The organism is Kineococcus aridisoli (assembly GCF_050871885.1).
In the GTDB taxonomy this organism is placed as follows: Bacteria; Actinomycetota; Actinomycetes; order Actinomycetales; family Kineococcaceae; genus Kineococcus.
Window position 1 is genome coordinate 1 of record NZ_JBJLSF010000014.1, and the last position, 20371, is coordinate 20371.

Consider the following 20371-nt stretch of genomic DNA (forward strand, 5'->3'; position numbering starts at 1 on the left):
GTGATCTTCCACGGTGCACCGTGGAAGATCACGAGCTGTCCACAGGCGGGGCGCTCAGGCGGGGGCGGTGGCGCGCGAGCAGCGGGTGACGTAGTCGACCTCCAGGTGGCCGACGGCCTCCAGGCGGGCCTGCGCCTGCGCGCGCACGTCCTCCAGCACCTCGCGGCGGCGCTCCTCGTCGAGGGCGATGACCCAGCTGCGCGAGCGGGTCAGGTCCAGCAGCGAGTCCACGTCCACCGGCTGCGACCAGCGCACGTCGTAGCGCTCGACCGGCCCGAACGGCGGGCCCACCCGCGGGGCCAGGCTGCCCAGCTGCTCCTCGCCGGGGCCGGGCAGCAGCCGGTCCAGGCGGGCCAGCCACTCCACCCCGGCGTCGCGCACGTTCCACAGCAGCCCCAGCCGCCCGCCGGGGCGCAGCACCCGGGCCACCTCGGGGGCGGCGGTGGCGGGGTCGACCCAGTGCCAGGCCTGCGCCACGAGCACGGCGTCGACGTCGGCGTCGGGCAGCGGGATCGACTCGGCGCTGCCCTCCAGCAGCGCCACCCCGGGCAGCACGTCGCGGAACTGCGCGCGCATGCCGGGGGTCGGCTCGACGGCGACGACCTCCAGCCCGCGCGCCAGCAGGGCCCGCGTCAGCTTGCCGGTGCCGGCGCCCAGGTCCAGCACCCGGCGGGCGCCGGGCGGCAGCAGCCAGTCCAGGGCCTCGGCGGGGTAGCCGGGGCGGGCGCGCTCGTAGACGTCCGCGGCGGCGCCGAAGGAGCGGGCCTGCGCGCGCCGGCGCGCTGCGCGCTGCTGCTCGTCGTCGGGGGGCTGGGTCACGCCAGGCATGGTGCCGCCGCCGGGGCCCCGCCGACACGGCGGGTCCCCCCGCGCCGGGCCGGGCGGGCGACGCGGCGCGGGTAAGCTCGCCCCGCCATGCCTCCCGAACTCCCTGCCGATCCGGCGAGCGTCCCCGTCGCAGCAGACGCCCTCGCGCCCGTGGCCACCATCGTGCTGCCCTGCTACAACGAGGAAGCGCACGTCCTGCTGGAGATCCAGCGGATCACCAAGGCCATGGACGACGACGGCATGCCGTACGAGCTGCTGGCCATCGACGACGCCTCCACCGACGACACCCTCGCGGTGCTGCGCGGCGCCGAGGAGCAGTACCCGCACCTGCGCGTGGTGGGCTTCCGCCGCAACGGGGGCTCCGGCACCGTGCGCCGCATCGGCACCCAGATGGCCCGCGGGCAGATCGTGGTGTGGACCGACGCGGACATGACCTACGAGAACGACCGCATCCCCGAGCTGGTGCGGATCCTGCTCGAGGACGACTCCTACGACCAGGTCGTCGGTGCGCGCACCACCGAGGAGGGCACCCACAAGGTCCTGCGGGTGCCCGCGAAGTTCGTCATCCGCAAGGTCGCCGAGGTCCTGGCCAAGCAGCGCATCCCCGACCTGAACTCCGGTCTGCGCGCGTTCCGCAAGGAGGTGTCGCTGCCGTACCTGCGGCTGCTGCCGCCCGGGTTCTCCTGCGTCACCACGATCACGCTGGCGTTCCTGTGCAACCAGCACGACGTCAAGTACGTGCCGACCTCGTACGCCAAGCGCGCGGGCACCTCGAAGTTCCACTTCGTCAAGGACGCCTACCGCTACATCCTGCAGGTGCTGCGGATGGTCATGTACTTCGAGCCGCTGCGCGTGCTCATGCCGCTGGCGCTGTTCCTCTTCGGCCTGGGCTTCGTCAAGGCCGTCGTCGACATGGTCCGCCACCCGTTCTACTTCCCGGCCAACACCGTGCTGCTGCTGGTGTCCGGGCTGCTGGTGGGGGCGGTGGCGCTGCTGGCCGACCTCGTCGTGCGCTCGCGCGACGACGGGGCGGGGCAGCCCCGGTGACGCACCCGGAGCAGCAGCGCGGCCGCAGGGTCGTCGTCGTCGGCCCCGCGCACCCGGCCAAGGGCGGGACCGCGGTGCACACCACCGAGCTGGCCCGGCACCTGGCCGCCGAGTCGGACGCGCAGGTCAAGCTCGTCTCCTGGGACCGGCAGTACCCGGCCGCGCTGTACCCGGGGGAGCTGCAGGTGCCGCACGGGGTCCCCGAGGTCCCCGAGTTCACCCCGACCCTGCGCCCGCTCAGCTGGAGCTCCCCGGCGTCGTGGTGGCGCACCGGCCGGCGGGTCGCCGCCGCCGACCTCGTCGTCCTCACCCACGTCGTGCCGCTGCAGGTGCCCGCGCTGCTGGGGGTCCTCGCCGGGATGCGCTCGGCGCGCTCGGGCGCGCGCACCGTCGTGGTGGCCCACAACGTGCTGCCGCACGAGGCGCGGCCCGGCGACGCGCTGCTGGTGGGCCGGCTGCTGTCCGCCGTGGACGGCGTGCTCGTGCACTCCGACGAGCAGGCGCAGCTGGCCCACGCCCACGGCGCGCGCCGCGTCGAGGTCGCCGACCTGCCCCCGCACCTGCCCGGCGGGCCCCGCGTGCCGGCGCCCGCCGGCTCGCGCGTGCCGCGCGACGGCGGGGTGCGCCTGCTCAGCCTCGGCGTGGTCCGCGACTACAAGGGCGTGGACCTGCTGCTGCAGGCGCTGGGCGAGGTCCACCAGCGCGGCGTCGACGCCCGGCTGACCATCGCCGGGGAGCTGTGGGGCGAGGCCGGCCGGCGGGTGCGCGAGCTCGCGCAGGCCCCCGGGATGCGCGGGCACGTGGAGCTGCGCGAGGGCTACGTGCCGGCCGCGCAGCTGCCGGAGCTGCTCGCCGCGCACGACGCGCTCGTGCTGCCCTACCGCTCGGCGACGGCCTCGCAGAACGCGCTGCTGGCCTTCGCCCACGGCCTGCCCGTGCTGGCCACCCGGGTCGGCTCCTTCCCCGCCCAGGTGCGCGACGGCGTCGACGGCGTCCTCGTCGAGCCCGGCAGCGTGCCCGCGCTCGTCGAGGGGGTGCTGCGCCTGAGCGGCGGCCGGCTGCGGGAGCTGCGCGACGGCGTGCAGGCGCCGGACCTGGAGGAGCCCTGGGACCGCTACCTGGCCGCCCTCGAGGCCGCCGCGCAGGGCGGGACGGCCGCCGCCCCGCCCGGCGGGGCGCTGCTGGCGCTGGCCAAGCGCGGGGCCGAGCACGCCCTGTGGACGCGCGTGGGCGTGCAGCGCCGCGTCGGCGAGCAGCTGGCCGCCCGGCGCCTGGGCGCGGCCCCGGCCCGGCGCCCGGTGCCCAGCGGGGTGCCGCGCACGGGTGTCCTGCAGGACGCCGCGGAGGTCGCCGACGCGCTCGCGCAGACCCGGCGCCTGCGCCTGCCGGCGCACCCGGACGCCCCGAAGAACTGGGACGCCCTCGGCGCCGTGGCGGCCGTGCTCACCCTGGCCGACGACGGCTCGCGCACCGCGCGCGTGCTGGACGCCGGCAGCGCCCGCTACTCGCCGGTGCTGCCGTGGCTGCGCCTGTACGGCCTGGGGGGCACCAGGGGCTCCCTGGTCGGGATCAACCTGGAGTTCGGCGCGACCGTCACCCGCGACGGCGTGGAGTTCCGCCACGGCGACGTCACCGCCACGGGCCTGCCCGACGGCTGCCTGGACGCCGTGACGTGCATGTCGGTCATCGAGCACGGCGTGCCGGTGCCGGCCTTCCTCGCCGAGACGGCGCGCGTGCTGCGCCCGGGCGGGGTGCTGGCGCTGTCCACCGACTACGACGCCGACCCGCCGGACACCACGGGCGTCACCGCCTACGGCGCACCGGTGCGGATCTTCTCCCCGGCCGACCTGCGCGAGCTGGTCGCCACCGCCGCCGGCCTGGGCCTGGAGCTCGTGGGCGAGCTCACCGACGAGGTGCTCGCCCACCCGCAGCGGCCGGTGCACTGGGCGCGCACCGGGCTGGACTACACGTTCGTGCTGCTGACGTTCGTGCGGCGCTGATCCTCCGGTGATCCCCGCGGTGACCCGGCGGTGACCCGGCTGCCGGCCCTGCTGCGCTCGCCCGTGGTGCGGGGGGGCTTCCTGCTCCTCGCCCTCGCGCTGGCCGTGGCCTACGTCGTGCGCGACCGCGCCGCGATCGCCGACGCCGCCGCGCGCCTGGACGCGGGGGCGGTGCTGCTGGCCGCCGCGCTGTCGGTGGCCAACGTCGCGCTGTCGGGGGCCAGCTGGCGGGCGGTGCTGGCCGACCTGGGCTCGCCGCTGCCGCGGCGGGCGGCCGCGCGGGTCTTCTTCGTCGGCCAGCTCGGCCGCTACGTGCCCGGCACGGTCTTCCAGTTCGTCGCGCAGGCCGAGCTGGCCCGCGACCACGGGGTGCCGCGCCGGCGCACCGGCTCGGCGCTGGTGGTGGCGCTGCTGGTGTCGATGACGACCGCCTCGCTGCTGGTGGCGGCCGTGCTGCCGCTGGCCCTGCACGGGCGGCGGATCGAGGGCTGGGAGTGGACCGGCTGGCTGCGCTGGCTGACGGTGCCGCTGCTGGTGGTGCTCGTGCCCGCGGTCGTCAACCCGCTGCTGCGGCTGCTGCTGCGCCTGGCCCGCCAGGAGCCGCTGGAGCACGCCGTGAGCTGGCGCGGGGTGCTCGCCTCGGCCGCGTGGGCGCTGGCCTCGTGGGCGGCCGTCGGCCTGCAGGTGCTCGTGCTGGCGCGCGCGGTCGGGCTGGACTGGCCGGCCGGGTCGGCGCTGGCGCTCGCGCTGGGCGGGTACGCGCTCGCCTGGCTGGTCGGCTTCCTCGTCGTCCTGGCCCCCGCGGGCGCCGGCGCGCGCGAGCTGGTCCTCGGGGCGGTGCTGGCGCTGGCCACCGGCAGCGGGGGAGCGGCCGTCGTCGTCCTCGCCTCCCGGGTGCTGCTGACGCTGGCCGACCTGCTGCTGGCCGGTGCCGCGCTGCTCGGATCGCGCTCGGCGCTGGCGCGGGTGCGCGCGCAGGAGGCCGCCCGCGAGGGCTGAGCGCCCCGCGCCGGGTGTCGATCTGGTCACGAAGCCCGTCCGCGGGCGATCCCGGTTGGTGCTCGGGCGCACTTGTCGGCAGGGTGTGTCGGCGTCCGAGGAACGTCGACGACGCCCGCAGGAGGCCGCCGTGCGCCGCAGAACCGTCCTGACCTCGCTCGCCGCCTCGTCGATCGTGGTGGCCGGCTGCAGCACCGGGGAGGGCGTCGACACCGGCGGCTCCGGTGGGACCGGTGGCGGCGGTGGTGGGGACGCCGCGGCGTTCGTCGCCGCGATCAGCGCCCAGCCCGACCAGCTGGACCCGCACAAGACGACCGCCTACGCCAGCTTCCAGGTGCTGGAGAACGTCTACGACACCCTCGTCGTGCCCAGCGCCGACGACCTGTCGATGCAGCCGTCGCTGGCGACGGAGTGGACGACCAGCGACGACCAGCTCACCTGGACCTTCACCCTGCGCGAGGGCGTCGTCTTCCACGACGGGTCCCCGTTCACCGCCGACGACGTCGTCTTCTCCTACCGGCGGATCATCGACCAGCAGCTGGCCAACTCCGCCCGCTTCGCCAGCGTCGCCGACGTGGTCGCCCAGGACCCGACCCACGTCGTGCTCACCCTCAGCGCCCCCACGCCCAACCTGCTCTCCAACATCGGCGGGTTCAAGGGCATGGCGATCCTGCCGAAGTCGGTGGACGAGGCGTCGCTGACGACGAAGGCCGTCGGCACCGGGCCGTTCCGGCTGGAGAGCTCGGGCGCCAGCGAGATCGCGCTGACCCGCTTCGAGGACTACTGGGGCCAGGCGCCCTCGATCGGCGGGGTCACCTTCCAGTTCATCACCGAACCCGCCGCGGCCCTCACCGCGCTCACCGGCGACCAGGTGCAGTGGACCGACAACGTCCCCGCCCAGCAGGTCGCCTCGCTGGCCGACGACGACGCCGTCGAGCTCGGCCAGGTCGCCAGCGTCGACTACTGGTACCTGGCGATGAACTGCGCCAAGGCGCCCTTCGACTCCCGCGACGTCCGCCGCGCCGTCGCGTTCGCGCTGGACCGCGAGGCGATCACCGAGGCCGCGCGCTTCGACACCGCCCGGGTGAACCAGACGGCGATCCCCGAGGGCAGCGAGTGGCACCACGACTACGCGCCCTTCACCACCGACGTCGACCAGGCGAAGTCCCTGCTCGCCGGCGCCGGGGTGAGCGGGCCGCTGACGATGGGCCTCATGGTGACCTCCGAGTACCCCGAGACCGTCACCGCCGCCCAGGTCATCGCCAGCCAGCTGGAACCGCTGGGCATCACCGTGGACATCCAGACCGAGGACTTCGCCACCTGGCTGGACCGCCAGGGCCGCGGCGACTTCGACGCGTTCATGCTCGGCTGGCTGGGCAACATCGACCCGGCGGACTTCTACAACGAGCAGCACCGCACCGGCGGGCCGAACAACTACCAGAAGTACTCCAACCCCGTCACCGACGACCTGCTCGACCGCGCCGGGGTGGAGGGGGACCGGGCCACCCGCAAGTCGCTGTACGACCAGGCCGCGCAGCAGATCGTCGACGACGTGTCGTACCTGTACCTGTACAACCCGGACGCCATCCAGGCGTGGAAGCCGGGGATCACCGGCTACGAGACCCGCGCCGACAAGGCCGTCGACTTCGAGACGGTCACCCTGCCGTCGTGACCGGGCTGGCCGTGCGGCGCACCCTGCAGGCCGTCGTGGTCCTGCTGGGGGTGAGCGTCGTGACGTTCGCGCTGGTGCACCTGGTCCCGGGCGACCCGGTGCGCCTGGCGCTGGGCACCCGCTTCGACCAGGCGACCTACGACGCGCTGCGCGAGCGCGCCGGGCTGGACCAGCCGCTCGTGGTGCAGTACGTGCAGTGGATCGGCCACGCGGTGACCGGTGACCTCGGCGTCAGCTTCCGCTCCGGGGACCCGGTCACCGCGCTCATCCTGGAGCGGCTGCCCGCGACGCTGTCGCTGGCGCTCGCCTCGATCCTCGTCGCGCTGCTCATCGCGGTGCCGCTGGGCACGGCCTCGGCGCTGCGGCCGCGCTCGTTCGTCGACGGCGCCTCCACGGTGCTCAGCCAGATCGGCATCTCGGTGCCGGAGTTCTGGATGGGCATCATGCTCATCCTGCTGTTCGCCGGGACGCTGGGCTGGTTCCCCTCCAGCGGGTACGTGCCCTTCAGCCAGGACCCGGCGCTGTGGTTGCGCTCGCTGGTGCTGCCGGCCGTGACGACCGGGCTGGTCTCCGGCAGCGTGCTGACCCGCTTCACCCGCTCCAGCGTCCTGGAGGCCCTGGGCGCCGAGCACGTGCGCACCGCGCGCGCCAAGGGCCTGCCGCCGCGGGCGGTGCTGGACTGGCACGTGCTGCGCAACGCGCTGCTGCCGCTGGTCACCGTCACCGGCGTCCAGCTGGCCTACCTGCTCTCGGGGGTCGTGGTCGTGGAGATCGTCTTCGCCTGGCCGGGGCTGGGCCAGCTCGCGCTGCAGTCGGTGGAGGCGCGCGACTACCCCGTGCTGCAGGGCGCCGTGCTGCTGTTCGCGTTCGTGTTCCTGCTGCTGAACCTGGTGGTGGACCTGCTGTACTCCAAGCTCGACCCGAGGATCAGCGCGTGAGCGCCGCACCCGCCGCACCCGCCGGTGCCCCCGCGGCCACGTCGGTGCGCCCGCAGCGCAGCCGGTTCCTGGCCGGCGCCCGGCTGCTGCTCGGCTCCCCGCCGGCGCTGTTCGGCGCGCTCGTGCTCGTCGGGGTGGTGCTCCTGGCCCTGTTCGACGACCAGATCGCGCCCAGCGGCGCCAACGAGGTCGACGTGCAGCAGCGCCTGCAGCCCCCCGGGGCCGGGCACTGGTTCGGCACCGACGACCTCGGCCGCGACATCCTCAGCCGCGTCGTGCTCGGCGCGAGGGTCTCCCTGCAGGTGGGGGTCGTCGCCGTCGGGTTCTCGCTGGTCTGCGGCGTGCTCGTGGGGTTGTTCGCCGGCTTCTACGGCCGCTGGCTGGACACCGCGCTCATGCGCCTCATGGACGTGCTCTTCGCCTTCCCCGCCATGCTGCTGGCGATCGCCGTCATCGCCGTCCTCGGACCGGGCACGACGAACGCGATGATCGCGATCGGCATCACCTACACGCCGGTGTTCGCGCGCGTCACCCGCGCCGCCGTCCTCGGCGTCAAGGAGAGCGTGTTCGTGCGCGCCTCCCGCTCGGTGGGCGCCTCCGACCTGCGGCTGCTGTTCCGGCACGTGCTGCCGAACGCGCTGCCGCCGATCATCGTGCAGACCTCGGTGAGCCTGGCGTTCGCGGTGCTCGCCGAGGCCGCGCTGAGCTTCGTCGGCCTGGGCACCCAGCCGCCCGACCCCAGCTGGGGGCGGATGCTCGCGGAGGGGCGCGGCTACGTCGACCTGGCCTGGTGGATCGCGGTCTTCCCGGGCCTGGCCATCGTCGTCCTCGTCCTGGCCTTCAACCTGCTGGGCGACGGGCTGCGCGACGTGCTCGACCCGCAGCAGCGCAGCGCGCTGGAGGCGGCGCGCGCCCGGTCCGGCCGCCGTCGCCGCACCCCCCGGAGGACCTCGTGAACCAGCTCGTGGACGACGCCGCGACCAGCCCGGCCGGCGGCCGGCGGACGGTGCTCGACGTGCGCGACCTGCGGGTGCAGGTGGACACCGCCCGCGGCACCGCGGCCATCGTCAACGGCCTCAGCTACTCCGTGGCCGCGGGCGAGACCGTCGCCGTCGTGGGGGAGTCCGGCAGCGGCAAGAGCGTGTCGGTGATGGCGCTGCTGGGGCTGCTGCCCGGCCACGCCCGCGTCAGCGGCACCGCCGCCTTCCGCGGCCGCGACCTGCTGGCCATGTCCGAGGCCGAGCTGCGCACGGTGCGCGGCAACGGCATCGGCATGGTCTTCCAGGACCCCATGACCTCGCTGAACCCCGTGCTGACCGTGGGCCGCCAGCTCACCGAGGGGCTGCTCGCGCACGGCCGGGCCGGCGGGAGGAGGGCCGCCCGCGCCCGCGCCGCCGAGCTGCTCGCCGACGTCGGCCTGCCCGACCCGAAGGGTGCCCTGGACCGCTACCCGCACGAGCTGTCCGGCGGCATGCGCCAGCGCGTGGTCATCGCCATCGCCCTGTCCGGCGACCCCGCGCTGCTCATCGCCGACGAGGCGACGACGGCGCTGGACGTGACGGTGCAGGCGCAGATCCTGGAGCTGGTCGCGGGTCTGCAGCGCGAGCACGGCACCGGCGTGGTGTGGATCACCCACGACCTCGGCGTCGTCGCCGGCACCGCCGACCGCGTCCTGGTGATGTACGGCGGGCGCTGCGTGGAGGACGGCTCCGTCGACGACGTCTTCGAGACCCCGGCGCACCCGTACACCCGCGGCCTGCTCGGTGCGCTGCCCGCCCTGCACGACGACGACGGCGCGGACGGCGCCCCCGCCGAGCGCCCCGACCTCGTCGCGATCGGCGGGACCCCGCCGCCGCCGACGGACCTGCCGGCCGGGTGCGTGTTCTGGCCGCGCTGCCCGGTGCGCGGCGACGAGCGCTGCGCCACCGAGCAGCCGCCCCTGGTGCCCGTGCGCGGCGGCGGCCCGGTGCCGCACCGGGCCGCCACCTTCTACGGCGATCGGCTCCAGCAGGCGGAGGTGGGCGCGTGAACGGGTCCGGTGCGCAGGTCGCCGCGGGCGGTGCGGCGGGCGGTGCGGCGGGCGGGCCCGAGGTGCTCGTGCGGGCGCGCGGTCTGCAGGTGCACTTCCCGGTCCGCTCCAAGGGGGTGCGCCGCAGGCAGACCGGTGCCGTGCGCGCCGTCGACGGCGTCGACCTGGACGTGCGCCGCGGCGAGGTGCTCGGCCTGGTGGGGGAGTCCGGCTGCGGCAAGTCCACGCTGGGCAACGCGCTGCTGCGGCTGGTGGAGCCCACCGGCGGGAGCGTCGAGTTCGACGGCACCGACGTCACCGCCCTGAGCCGCCCGGCGCTGCGCGCGCTGCGGCGGCGGGCCGTCATGGTCTTCCAGGACCCCTACGCCTCCCTCGACCCGCGCCTGACGGTGGGGCAGACGATCGCCGAGCCGCTGCAGGTGCACGGCCTGCACCCGGGCGCCGCGGCGCGCGCGGCCCGGGTCGCCGAGCTGCTGGAGCTGGTGGGCATGGACCCCTCCGTGGCCTCCCGCTACCCGCACGAGTTCTCCGGCGGGCAGCGCCAGCGCGTGGGCATCGCCCGGGCGCTGGCCGGCGAGCCCGACTTCGTCGTCTGCGACGAGGCCATCGCCTCCCTCGACGTCAGCGTCCAGGCGCAGGTGCTGAACCTGCTGCGCTCGCTGCAGCGGCGGCTGGGGCTGACCCTGCTGTTCGTCTCCCACGACCTCGCCGCCGTGCGCCACCTGTCCGACCGCATCGCCGTCATGTACCTGGGCCGGGTCGTCGAGGTCGCCGACGCCGCCGAGCTCAGCCGCTCCCCGCAGCACCCGTACACGCAGGCGCTGCTGTCGGCGGTGCCGCTGCCCTCGCCGAAGCTGGAGCGCGCCCGCGAGCGCATCGTGCTCACCGGTGACGTCCCCTCCGCCGCGCGGGTGCCGTCGGGGTGCCGCTTCCGCACCCGCTGCCGGCACGCCTTCGCGCCCTGTCCCGACGTCGACCCCGCCCTGCAGGACGTGGGCGGCGGCCACACCGCCGCCTGCCACCTGCACGGGGTGGTGGCGGTCGGCGACCCGCGAGCGCTCCGCTCCCAGGTGGACACGCCGAGCAGCCGCACGCAGCCGGGCGGATGAAGGTGCAGGGGTCGGCGTGCCGCACCCGGACCCGTTGCCGATACTCCGGACATGGAGCACTCGACCGCCCGGGAGCGCCGCTGGCCCGAGCTGGCGCGCCCAGCGGGCCGCCGGGCCTCCGACGAGGCGCGCCTGGCCGCGTCGGCCGAGGTGCGCGCCAGCACCGAGGAGCAGCGGGCGCAGTGGCGTCGAGCGGCCGAGGAGGACGCGGACGCGGCGCGTCGGCTCGCGGCCTGGTGCCGGGCCCACGGCGACACCGCGGAGCACCGCCACCTGGAGGCGCTGGCCGAGCAGGCCGAGCGCGAGGCCGCGCACGAGGCCGTCCTGCTGCCGGTGCTGCAGCGGGCCGCCGTCGAGGGCCGCGACCCCGCCGCGGCCCTGGCGCTGGGCCAGGCGCTGTGCCGGCGCGGTGAGCCCGAGGCGGCCGCCCCCTGGCTCGAGCGCGCCGTGGCGCAGGACCCGCGCACGACGGTGACGGCCGCCCACGCCTACTGCTGCCTCAGCCGCCGGCGCGCTCCGCTGGCGCGGTCGCAGCGCTGGCTGCACCGCGCCCTGCGGCACGAGCTGGAGCGGAGCGGGGCGGGGGAGGGGGTGGTCCTGGCCGAGGACCTCTTCGGCCTCGCGGACGGTGACGACGGCCGCCCGCGCCAGGACTGGTCGGTCGCGGTGGCCGGCGACCACCCGGAACGGGCTGCGCGCGCCCTGGCCGCGACCGCCGCTCGCTCGCGGCTGGTCGGTGACGGCGGCCACGAGTTCGAGGCCTTCGAGCTGGACCCCGCCGACCTGGGAGGCGCGCCGCCGCAGGTGCACCCGGGGCCGGGCGGCCCGTGGGTGGACCTGGACCGCGGGGGCGCCGTGTCCGTCGTCGTCGCGGCCGCGCTGCTGCGAGTCCTGCTCGAGGAGCTGCGGGCCGCCGGCGTGGGCGCCGCCCGGCTGGGGAGCGCCCGCCCCGCGACGGGCTGAGCTGCGCGCCGCGGGCGGGCGGCGGCGCTCAGTCCCCGGCGTCCAGCTCCTCCAGCGCCGCCCGCAGCCGCGCGACGTCGTCGAAGGGGCGGCTGCGCCCGCCCGCGACCAGGTGCCCGTCGTGACCGCGGCCGCCGACGACGAGCACGTCGCCCGGTGCCGCCAGCGCCACGGCCAGCCGCAGCGCCCGGTCGCGGTCGGCCTCCACGTGCACCTGCGCGGCGCCGGCGCCGCGCGCCCCCGCGGCGACCGCCTCCCGCAGCAGCGCGGGGTCCTCGCCGTGCGGGCTCTCGTCGGTGACCACGACGACGTCGGCCAGCTGCGCGGCCGTGCGGCCCAGCGGGGCGCGCTTGCCGGGGTCCCGCTCGCCGGTCGCGCCCAGCACCACCACCAGGCGCCCGCGGGTGAGGGTGCGCAGGAAGGGCAGCAGCCGCTGCTGGGCCGCCACGTTGTGCACGTGGTCGACGAGCGCGAGGAACGGCTGACCGGCGTCGACCCGCTGCAGCCGCCCGGGCACCCCCGCCAGCTCCTCCACCCCGCGGGCGGCGGCCTCCACCTCGACCCCGCCGGCGTGCAGGGCGGCGAGCGCCCCGAGGGCGTTGTCGACCTGGTGGGCGCCCAGCAGCCGCGAGCGCACGCGCCGGTCGACCCCCGGCCCCAGCAGCCGGAAGGAGGTCCCGTGCGCGTCCGCCCGCACGTCGGCGGCGCGCCAGTCGGCACCGGGGCGCCCGGCCGCGGAGAACGTGACGAGCGGGGTGCGCACCTGCGCGGCCAGCCTGCGCCCGTGGGCGTCGTCGACGTTGACCACCGCGAGCGCGCAGCGCTGCGGCGCGAACAGCGAGGCCTTGGCGGCGAAGTAGGACTCCTCGTCGCCGTGCAGGTCCAGGTGGTCGCTGCCGAGGTTGGTGAACACCGCGGCGCGGAAGCACGTGCCGTCCACCCGGTGCAGCGCCAGGCCGTGGCTGGAGACCTCCACCGCCGCGCAGCTCGCGCCCTGCTCGCGCAGCGCGGCCAGCACCTCCTGCAGCTCCGGGGCCTCCGGCGTCGTGCGCTGCGCCGGGCGCGACCAGCGCGGGGTGCGCAGCTGCACCCCGCTCAGCAGGCCGGTGCGCCGGCCCGCGGCGCGCAGGCCCGCGTCGATGAGGTGGGTGGTGCTCGTCTTGCCGTTGGTGCCGGTGACCCCGTACACCTCCAGCTGCCGGCTGGGGTGCTCGTGCAGGTGGGCCGCCAGCTGCCCGAGCACCGCGCGCGGATCGGGCACGACGAGGGTCGGCAGCCCCGGCAGCGGGCGGTCGCTGAGCGCCGCGACCGCCCCGGCGGCCCGGGCCCCGTCCGCGAAGCGCGCACCGTGGTGGCGCGCCCCCGGCAGCGCGGCGTAGAGGTCGCCGGGCAGCACGCGCCGCGAGTCCAGCGTCAGCCCGCGCACCCCCACGAGGTCCTCGCCGGCCACCGCCGGCAGCGCCAGCAGCTGCCGCAGCTCGGCCAGCCCGACGGGGCGCACCAGCGCGGGGCGCCGGCGCCGCGGTCCACCCGGCACCGCCGGGGAGCCGGTCACCGGCTACCCGGCGGCCGGGGCCGCGGCGAGGCGGGTGCGGACGAAGCGCACGACGTCGTCCCGCCCGATCCACTCCCGCCACGCCCCGTGCCCGGCGTCGGGAACCTCGACGTGGGCGACCTCGACGCCCGCGCGCTCCAGCGCCTGCGCCAGCGAGCGGCTCTGCCCGGCGGGGACCAGCTCGTCGAGGGTGCCGTGCACGAGCAGGAACGGCGGTGCGCCGGGGTGCACGTGGGAGACCGGGGAGGCCTCGCGGGCCAGCTCCGGCACGGTCCGGATCGCGGCGCCCACCAGCTGCGACTCCGGGGAGCCGGCGTCGTCGTGCACGAGGGTGGCGCCGGGCGGCGCCTGCGCGTCCATGGCCAGGAAGTCCGTCGGCGGGTAGAACGCGACCGCACCCGCGACGAGGTCGGTGGTCAGCGCGCCCATCGCCGCGGCCCAGCCGCCGGAGGACTCCCCGGCGGTCACGACCCGGCGGCCGTCGAGGGACCAGCGCCGGCCCTGCTCGCGCAGGAAGCGCAGCGCGGCCGCGACGTCCTCGCGCTGGGCGGGGAAGAGCGCCTGCGCGCTGGAGCGGACCGCCACCCCCGCGACGGCGATGCCGAGGGGGTTGAACACCCCGGCCACGGCGTCGGCGCCCCGGCGGCCGTCGTCGCGGCGGAACGCCGAGCCGTGGGACCAGGTGAGCACCGGCCAGGGGCCGCTGCCGCTGCCCTGCCCCGGCAGGTGCAGGTCGAGCAGCGGGCCGCCCTCGGGACCGACGTCGTGGATCGCGGGCACGGCGGCATCCTCGCACCCGGGAGGGCGCTCAGCCGCTCGCGCGGTCGGTCACGCCGCCGGGCCGCCCGCGCGGGCGCGCTCGACGGCGGTGAGGGCCTCGCGCAGCTGCTCGATCCACTCCTCCTGGTGCCGGCCCACGAGCCGGACGCACCAGGCGAGCGCCTCCGAGCGGGTGCGGGCCACCCCGGCGTCGACGAGGGTGTCGAGCACCCGGCGCTGGGGCTGGCGCAGCCGGGTCATGACGGGCGTGGCGAGGTTGGTGAAGACCTCCTCGGTCTGCCCGCAGCGCGCGCCCCAGGCCGTCTTGCGGCCGAAGAGGGTCTCCGCCTCGTCGGCGATGCGCATGCGCGCGCCGCGCGTCTCCTCGCGGAAGCGGCCGATGCGGCCCTGCTCGCCCCGCCGGGCCGCGGCCTCGCCGGCCGCGGGGTCGGTCGCGGGCGGCGCCAGCGTCCCGACGACGACGATCTCCTCGCGGTCCACCGACACCGTCGGCGTCCCCTCGAACCACTCCCCGGGCAGCCGGCCGGTCAGCCAGGCGGTCACGTCGCTCTCATCGCTCATGCCGTGATTACACGCTTACGTCCTTACGGAGTCAACGGTCCGGTCACGCGGTGCGGGGGACGGCGGCGTCGGGGCGCTCGGCGGCGACCCGGCGCAGCTCCTCCAGGACCGCGGCCGTCGGGGCGTCGGTGCCCCGGCCGGCGCGGGTGGCGGCGTAGATCGAGCGGGCCGGCGGGGAGCCGGTGAGCGCGAGCACGCGCAGGCCCTCCTGGCGCAGCGGGTGGGCCAGCCGCGGCACGAGCGCCACCCCCGCACCGGCGGCCACGAGGGCGGCCAGGGCGTCGTACTCGGAGGTGTGGTGGCGCACGTCGGGGGAGAAGCCCGCCGCGGCGCAGGCGGCGGAGGTGATCTGCGCGCAGGCGTCGTCGGTGGCCGCCGCCACCCACTCCTCGCCGGCGAGGGCGGCCAGGTCCAGCTCGCCCGCCCCGGCCAGCGGGTGGTCGGCGGGCAGCAGCACGTCGAGGACGTCGGTGAGCAGGTCCACGCGCTGGTAGCGGGCGTCGTCGCGGGTGGGGCCGCCGGGGTGGTCGACGGACACGACCACGTCGAGGTCGCCGGCGTCCAGGCCGGCGACGGCCTCGCCGGGTTCGCGCTCGCGCACCAGCAGCCGCAGCCCCGGGCGCTCGCGGCGCAGCCGGCGCAGCGCGGGGCCGACGACGGCCGTGATCGCCGTGGCCAGCGAGCCGATGCGGACCTCGCCGACCACCCCCTCCTCGAAGGCCGCCAGGTCGGCGCGGGCCTTCTCCAGCTGCGCCGCCACCGCGTCGGCGTGGGTGAGCAGCACGCGCGCCTGCCCGGTCAGGCGCACCCCGCGCCCCTGCCGCTCCAGCAGCGGCGCACCCAGGTCGCGGGCCAGCCCGGCCAGCTGCTGGGAGACCGCGGACGGCGTCAGGTGCAGCGCGGCGGCCGTCGCGGCGACGGTGCCGCGGCGGTCGACCTCCCGCAGCAGCCGCAGCCGGCGCAGGTCGATCGTGAAGTCCGAGCTGTCGACGATCACGCGGAGATTATCGATGGACTGAACGGTCGGCGGCAAGCCACCATCGGGGCGTGACTCGCCGCGCCGCCCTCCTCTTCGCGGCCCTGGGCATCGCCTGGGGCGTCCCGTACCTGCTCATCAAGGTGGCCAACACCGAGCTCGTCCCCTCGGTCCTCGTGCTCGCGCGGACCGCCCTCGGCGCGCTCCTCCTGCTGCCCTTCGCGCTGGCGCGCCCGGAGGTCCGCCGCAGCCTGCCGGTGCTGGCCCGGCGCTGGCCCGCGCTGCTGGCGTACACGGTCACCGAGATCGTCGGCCCGTGGCTGTTCCTCACCCGCGCCGAGCACGACCTGCCCAGCTCGACGACGGCCGTGCTCGTCTCCGCCGTCCCCGTCGTCGGGGTGCTCGTGGCCTTCGCCACCGGGCGCGCCGAGCGCATGGGCGCCCTCGGCTGGAGCGGCCTCGGCCTCGGCACGGCCGGCGTCCTCGTGCTCGTCGGCCTCGACCTGGGGACGGGGCAGCTGGGCGCGGTGGCCGAGATGGCGCTCGTCGTCGTCGGCTACGCCGTCGGCCCGGCCGTGCTCGCCCGGTACCTGTCCGACCTGCCCGGCCCCGCGGTCGTCCTGGCCAGCCTGGCGCTCGCCGCCGCCGTCTACGTCCCGATCGTCGCGCTGGGGCCCGGGCTGCCCGCGCGGCTGCCGTCCGCCGGGGTGCTGGGGGCCGTGGCCGCGCTCGCCGTCGTCTGCACCACCGGCGCGTTCCTGCTGCTGTTCGCCCTGATCGGCGAGCTGGGCCCGGTCCGCGCCACGGCCATCGTCTACGTCAACCCGGTCGTCGCCGTCGCCGCGGGCGCCCTGCTGCTCGACGAGGCGGTGACCGCGGCCACCCTGGCCGGCTTCGTCCTCGTGCTGGCCGGCTCCTGGCTGGCCACCCGCCGCCCGCGGGTGCCCGCGGGGGCTCCCGGGCAGCGGCCCGCCCCGCTTACCGTGGAGGCGTGAGCGCCGCCGAGCAGCCCGAGCAGCCCCGGGAGCCGGGGCGCTGCGGGCAGCCGCGGACCCTGCGCTGGCGCCCGGGGCACCGCGTGGACGTGCGCGCTACCCTGGCCGTGCTGCGCCGCGGCGCCGGCGACCCGACCCACCGCCTGGAGGCCGACGGCTCGCTGTGGCGGGCCACCCGCACCCCCGCCGGGCCGGTGCTGCTGCACGTGGCCGCCCGCCCCGCCGACGGCGAGGTCGAGGCCAGCGCGTGGGGCCCGGGGGCGGAGTGGGCCCTCGACGGCGTCCCCGACCTGCTCGGCGCCGCCGACGACACCCACGCCGACTTCGTCCCGCGCCCCGAGCACCGCACCCTCGTGGACGCCTGGCGCCGCTACGGCGGCTGGCGGGTGCCGCGCACCCGCGCCGTGTTCGAGGCGGTCTCCGCCTCGGCGCTGGAGCAGGTCGTCGCCAGCGTCGAGGCGTTCGCGGCCTGGCGCCGGCTGGTGCACCGCCACGGCGAGCCGGCCCCCGGCCCGGCCGGGCTGCGGCTGCCGCCCACCCCGCAGCAGTGGATGCTCATCCCGTCCTGGGAGTGGCTGCAGGCGGGCGTGGAGCTGCGCCGGCGCAAGGTGACGATCCTCGCCGCCCCCCGCGCGAGCGGGCTGGAGCGCACCCTCGGCATGCCGCCCGAGCAGGCCGACGCCGCGCTGCGCTCGCTGCCCGGCATCGGGGTGTGGACGTCGGCGGAGGTGCGCCAGCGCGCCCACGGGCACGCCGACGCCTTCAGCTTCGGCGACCTGCACGTGCCGGGGGACGTCTCGTGGGCCCTGACCGGCGAGGTCCTCGACGACGCCGGTTGCGCGGAGGTCATCGAGTGCTACCGCGGCCACCGCTTCCGGGTGCAGCGGCTGCTGGCGCTGGCCGGGCACCACCGCCCCCGCCGCGGCCCCCGGCTGGCGCTGCCCACCCACACCCCGAACCGGGCGCTCGGCTCAGCCCGGTACGTGCGCCACCGCGCGCACGGGTGAGCCGTCGCCGCCGCGCAGCGCCCAGCCGAACGCGCTGAAGCCCACCTCGGCCGGCAGCCCCGCCAGGCCGCGCAGGTTCTCCACGAGGACGCCGGGGTCGGCGCGGGTCCCCAGCAGCACCCGGTGCGCCTCCAGGCGGCCGGGCGCGTCGACGCTGGCGGTGTCGATGCCCACCGTGCGCACGCCCGCGGCGCGCAGCGCCCGCGCGCCGGCCCCGGTCAGGAACGGGTGCGCGAACTCCTCGGCGGTCCCGGCGCGGGTGTCCCAGCCGGTGCGCAGCAGCACGGTGGCCGCCCCCGCGGCCGCCGCCAGGTGCTCGGGGCCGATGCGCTCGACGCCCTCGACGCCGATCACCGCGGCGGGCCCGCAGAACAGCTCCAGCGGCAGCTCGTCGAGGGTGGCGCCGTCGGGGTGGACGTGGGCGGGCGCGTCGACGTGGGTGCCGGTGTGGGTGCCCAGCACCAGCCGGGCCACCCGCACGCCCTCGCGCTCGAGCGTGAGCGCGGGCTCGGCGGCGAACGCGGGGTCGCCGGGCAGCACGGGCGTGCCGGGCCCGACGGGGCGGCTGAGGTCGACCAGGCGCCCGGCGCCCCCCGCCGCCCCGCTCCTCACCGCCCCGCTCCTCACCGCCCGGCGTCGGCCACCCGGACGAGGGTGCCCGCGCGGCCGCGCTCGACGCGGCCGGTGAGCCGCTCGGTCCACAGCGCCGCCAGCACCCGCTGGGCGAGCGCGCCCAGGGCGAAGTCGCCGTCGGCGGACAGGTGCAGCGCGGGGGAGCCGTCGTCCTTGACGAGGACGCTCCCGCCCGCGGCGGTGGCGACCTCGGCCGCCCGGGCCAGGCGGTCGGCGAAGGTGCCGGCCTCCACGGGCGGGGGCTCCACGCCCGCCGCGCCGACGGCGGCGCGCACGGCCTCCACGTGCCCGAGGCGGAACCAGTCCCCGGCGGCGGTGCGCACCAGCGAGCGCGCCCCCGGGCCGTCGCCGCCGACGAGGTCGCCCAGGCCCCGGATGAGGGCCGCCGGCACCCCGGCCGTCTTGCCCTTGACGAGGTCGGCGGCGGCCGCGACCTCGTCGGCGACGGCGCGGGCGGTCACGCTCAGCTCGCGCCCGGAGGTGTCGGTGGAGCCGCGCAGGTCCTCCAGCGGCTCGATCCCGGCGACGCCGAGCGCGAAGTCGGTCTGCCCGGCGCGCCACGGGCGCCCGGCGGTGTCGGTGACCACGACGCCGACGTCCGCGCCGGTCAGCTCCCGCAGCCGGGTGCGCAGCGCGCGGGCCTCGGCGTCGGGGTCGGCGGGCAGCAGCAGCACCGTGTCGCCGACGACGTTGGAGGCGTCGACGCCGGCCGCGGCCATCACCGGCCCGGCGACGGCCTCCACGACGCGGGCGGTGCCGGTGGGCGTGCGGCGGGCGGCGACCACCCGCACCGACTGCGCCAGCACGACGGCCTCGCGGTCGGCCGCCGGCGCCACGAGGCCGGCGGCCTTGGAGACGACCTTGCTGGAGACGGCGAGGACGTCGCCGTCGCTGAGCGAGGCCCGCTGGGCGTGCAGGGCGTCCACCAGCAGCCGGGCCAGGTCGTCGCCGGCGCGCACCTCGCCGATGCCGGGCAGCCCGACCACCTGCAGGCTCGCGGGGGTCGGCGCGTGGTCGGGGACGGCTGCGGGGACGGCTGCGGGGACGGCTGCGGGGACGGTCGCGGGGGTGGGGGCGGTGTCGCTCACGCGGCGCGGTCCTTCCGGTCGAGCTCGACGGCGAGGTCGAGGGCCGCCCCGGCGAGGGCGGCGGTCGCCCCGGGGTCGCTCATGAGCAGCGGGCGCCGCCGCACCTGCAACCCCGCGCGCACGGGCGGCTCGTCGCCCTCGGCGATCAGCCACCCGTCGAGGAAGTCGTCGTAGAGGCCGGCGACGGCCGCCGCGGTCGTCGGCACGCCGATGGCGGCCAGGCACGCGTCGGCCATGCCGCGCACGGGGGCGCCGGCGATGACGGGGGAGACGCCGACCACGGGGGCGCCGGTGCCCGCGAGGGCCTCGCGCACGCCCGGGACCTGCAGGATCGTGCCGATGGAGACGACCGGGTTGCTCGGCGGCAGCAGCACGACGTCGGCACCGGCGAGGGCCTCCAGCACGCCGGGGGCGGGGCGGGCGGCGGCGGCGCCGACGGCCTCGATGCGCACGGCCGGCACGGCGGCGTGCAGGCGCACCCACCACTCCTGGAAGTGCACCCGGCGGGTGCCGCCCGGGTCGTCGGGGTCGGCGAGGTCGACGTGGGTCTCGACCACGTCGTCGCTCATGGGCAGCAGCCGCACCCCGGGCCGCCAGCGCTCGCACAGCCGGGCCGTGACCTCCGAGAGCGTGCGGCCCTCGGCGAGCATCCGGGTGCGCACGAGGTGGGTGGCGACGTCCTTGTCGCCGAGGGTGAACCACGAGGGTTCCTCGCCGTAGGCGGCCAGCTCCCCGGCGACGCCGTAGCTCTCGTCGCTGCGGCCCCAGCCGCGGACCTCGTCGATGCCGCCGCCGAGGGTGTACATCACCGAGTCCAGGTCGGGGCAGATGCGCAGGCCGTGCAGGGTGGTGTCGTCGGCGGTGTTGCTGACGACCGTGACCTGCGCGTCGCGCCGCCGCGGGTCGGCGCTGGTGCGCAGGTGGGCCAGCAGGCCGCGCAGGAAGCGGGCGCCGCCGACGCCGCCGGCGAGGGCCGTGACCTGCAGGGGACGGGGATCGCTCACGGGCCCATCATCCCCCGCGCCCCGGCCCGTCACCCGGACGGGCGAACGTGGTCCCTGGGGTCGGTGGTGCTGGTGTGACGCTGCGTGGCGCACGAGACGGGCGAGATACCACGCCGGGCTTGACTCTCGCGGACGACACGCGTGTAATTCCACCAGTGGTAGTCACTCGGTGACTGGCACATCACCC

At 77.3% G+C, this 20371-nt stretch carries 19 protein-coding genes; 11 read left to right on the forward strand and 8 right to left on the reverse strand.

Annotated features, from left to right (window positions below; genetic code table 11):
* Positions 1-54 precede the first annotated feature (54 nt).
* Complete coding sequence (locus ACRYM2_RS06035) at positions 55-819, reverse strand: class I SAM-dependent methyltransferase (RefSeq protein WP_432520665.1); 765 nt, start codon at positions 817-819, stop codon at positions 55-57.
* 96 nt (positions 820-915) lie between these two features.
* Here ACRYM2_RS06035 and ACRYM2_RS06040 point away from each other — a divergent pair, with 96 nt between their 5' ends.
* The 9 genes from ACRYM2_RS06040 (at position 916) to ACRYM2_RS06080 (ending at position 11585) form a co-directional block, all read left to right on the forward strand.
* The gene (locus tag ACRYM2_RS06040; protein ID WP_432520666.1) at positions 916-1875 is read left to right on the forward strand and encodes a glycosyltransferase family 2 protein; all 960 of its coding nucleotides are present in this window, start codon (positions 916-918) and stop codon (positions 1873-1875) included.
* Positions 1872-3875, forward strand: a complete 2004-nt coding sequence (locus ACRYM2_RS06045) for a glycosyltransferase (RefSeq protein ID WP_432520668.1) — start codon at positions 1872-1874, stop codon at positions 3873-3875. The genes ACRYM2_RS06040 and ACRYM2_RS06045 overlap by 4 nt, the downstream gene beginning before the upstream one ends.
* 30 nt (positions 3876-3905) lie before the next feature.
* Positions 3906-4874 (forward strand): lysylphosphatidylglycerol synthase domain-containing protein, encoded by a 969-nt coding sequence (locus ACRYM2_RS06050; protein ID WP_432520669.1) that lies wholly within the window; start codon positions 3906-3908, stop codon positions 4872-4874.
* 130 nt (positions 4875-5004) lie between these two features.
* Positions 5005-6546 (forward strand): ABC transporter substrate-binding protein, encoded by a 1542-nt coding sequence (locus tag ACRYM2_RS06055; protein WP_432520671.1) that lies wholly within the window; start codon positions 5005-5007, stop codon positions 6544-6546.
* Positions 6543-7484, forward strand: a complete 942-nt coding sequence (locus tag ACRYM2_RS06060; protein WP_432520672.1) for an ABC transporter permease — start codon at positions 6543-6545, stop codon at positions 7482-7484. Before ACRYM2_RS06055 ends, ACRYM2_RS06060 begins: the two co-directional genes overlap by 4 nt.
* Positions 7485-7528: 44 nt before the next feature.
* The gene (locus tag ACRYM2_RS06065; protein ID WP_432520747.1) at positions 7529-8440 is read left to right on the forward strand and encodes an ABC transporter permease; all 912 of its coding nucleotides are present in this window, start codon (positions 7529-7531) and stop codon (positions 8438-8440) included.
* Positions 8437-9513 carry an ABC transporter ATP-binding protein gene (locus ACRYM2_RS06070; RefSeq protein ID WP_432520673.1) on the forward strand — a complete coding sequence of 359 codons (1077 nt, stop codon included), beginning with the start codon at positions 8437-8439 and terminating at the stop codon, positions 9511-9513. Before ACRYM2_RS06065 ends, ACRYM2_RS06070 begins: the two co-directional genes overlap by 4 nt.
* 83 nt (positions 9514-9596) lie before the next feature.
* A complete protein-coding gene (locus ACRYM2_RS06075; RefSeq protein WP_432520749.1) occupies positions 9597-10622 on the forward strand; it encodes an ABC transporter ATP-binding protein in 1026 nt (341 codons plus the stop codon).
* A gap of 51 nt (positions 10623-10673) precedes the next feature.
* Positions 10674-11585 carry a hypothetical protein gene (locus ACRYM2_RS06080; RefSeq protein ID WP_432520674.1) on the forward strand — a complete coding sequence of 304 codons (912 nt, stop codon included), beginning with the start codon at positions 10674-10676 and terminating at the stop codon, positions 11583-11585.
* A 28-nt stretch (positions 11586-11613) separates the two neighbouring features.
* On the opposite strand, the gene ACRYM2_RS06085 is transcribed toward ACRYM2_RS06080, so the two are convergent.
* The 4 genes from ACRYM2_RS06085 to ACRYM2_RS06100 are packed head-to-tail and all read right to left on the reverse strand — an operon-like array spanning position 11614 to position 15478.
* A complete protein-coding gene (locus ACRYM2_RS06085) occupies positions 11614-13140 on the reverse strand; it encodes a Mur ligase family protein (protein WP_432520675.1) in 1527 nt (508 codons plus the stop codon).
* Positions 13141-13143: 3 nt separating this feature from the next.
* Positions 13144-13920 (reverse strand): prolyl oligopeptidase family serine peptidase, encoded by a 777-nt coding sequence (locus tag ACRYM2_RS06090; RefSeq protein ID WP_432520676.1) that lies wholly within the window; start codon positions 13918-13920, stop codon positions 13144-13146.
* Positions 13921-13968: 48 nt separating this feature from the next.
* Positions 13969-14481: a hypothetical protein gene (locus ACRYM2_RS06095; protein ID WP_432520677.1), complete on the reverse strand. Its 513-nt coding sequence runs from the start codon at positions 14479-14481 to the stop codon at positions 13969-13971.
* A gap of 43 nt (positions 14482-14524) precedes the next feature.
* Positions 14525-15478 carry a LysR substrate-binding domain-containing protein gene (locus ACRYM2_RS06100; protein ID WP_432520678.1) on the reverse strand — a complete coding sequence of 318 codons (954 nt, stop codon included), beginning with the start codon at positions 15476-15478 and terminating at the stop codon, positions 14525-14527.
* A gap of 50 nt (positions 15479-15528) precedes the next feature.
* On the opposite strand from ACRYM2_RS06100, the gene ACRYM2_RS06105 reads away from it, so the two are divergent.
* Together ACRYM2_RS06105 and ACRYM2_RS06110 are read left to right on the forward strand one after the other, a co-directional pair.
* Positions 15529-16452 (forward strand): DMT family transporter, encoded by a 924-nt coding sequence (locus tag ACRYM2_RS06105; protein ID WP_432520680.1) that lies wholly within the window; start codon positions 15529-15531, stop codon positions 16450-16452.
* The gene (locus tag ACRYM2_RS06110) at positions 16449-17459 is read left to right on the forward strand and encodes a DNA-3-methyladenine glycosylase family protein (protein ID WP_432520681.1); all 1011 of its coding nucleotides are present in this window, start codon (positions 16449-16451) and stop codon (positions 17457-17459) included. The genes ACRYM2_RS06105 and ACRYM2_RS06110 overlap by 4 nt, the downstream gene beginning before the upstream one ends.
* Here ACRYM2_RS06110 and ACRYM2_RS06115 read toward each other — a convergent pair.
* From ACRYM2_RS06115 to cofD, 3 genes are read right to left on the reverse strand one after another with little or no spacing between them, the layout of a single operon-like run.
* Positions 17424-18071 carry a cyclase family protein gene (locus ACRYM2_RS06115; protein WP_432520682.1) on the reverse strand — a complete coding sequence of 216 codons (648 nt, stop codon included), beginning with the start codon at positions 18069-18071 and terminating at the stop codon, positions 17424-17426. The two genes, ACRYM2_RS06110 and ACRYM2_RS06115, sit on opposite strands and share 36 nt — an antisense overlap.
* 11 nt (positions 18072-18082) lie before the next feature.
* The gene (gene cofE / locus ACRYM2_RS06120) at positions 18083-19180 is read right to left on the reverse strand and encodes a coenzyme F420-0:L-glutamate ligase (RefSeq protein ID WP_432520683.1); all 1098 of its coding nucleotides are present in this window, start codon (positions 19178-19180) and stop codon (positions 18083-18085) included.
* A complete protein-coding gene (gene cofD / locus ACRYM2_RS06125; protein WP_432520751.1) occupies positions 19177-20166 on the reverse strand; it encodes a 2-phospho-L-lactate transferase in 990 nt (329 codons plus the stop codon). The genes cofE and cofD overlap by 4 nt, the downstream gene beginning before the upstream one ends.
* Between the last annotated feature and the right edge of the window lie 205 nt (positions 20167-20371).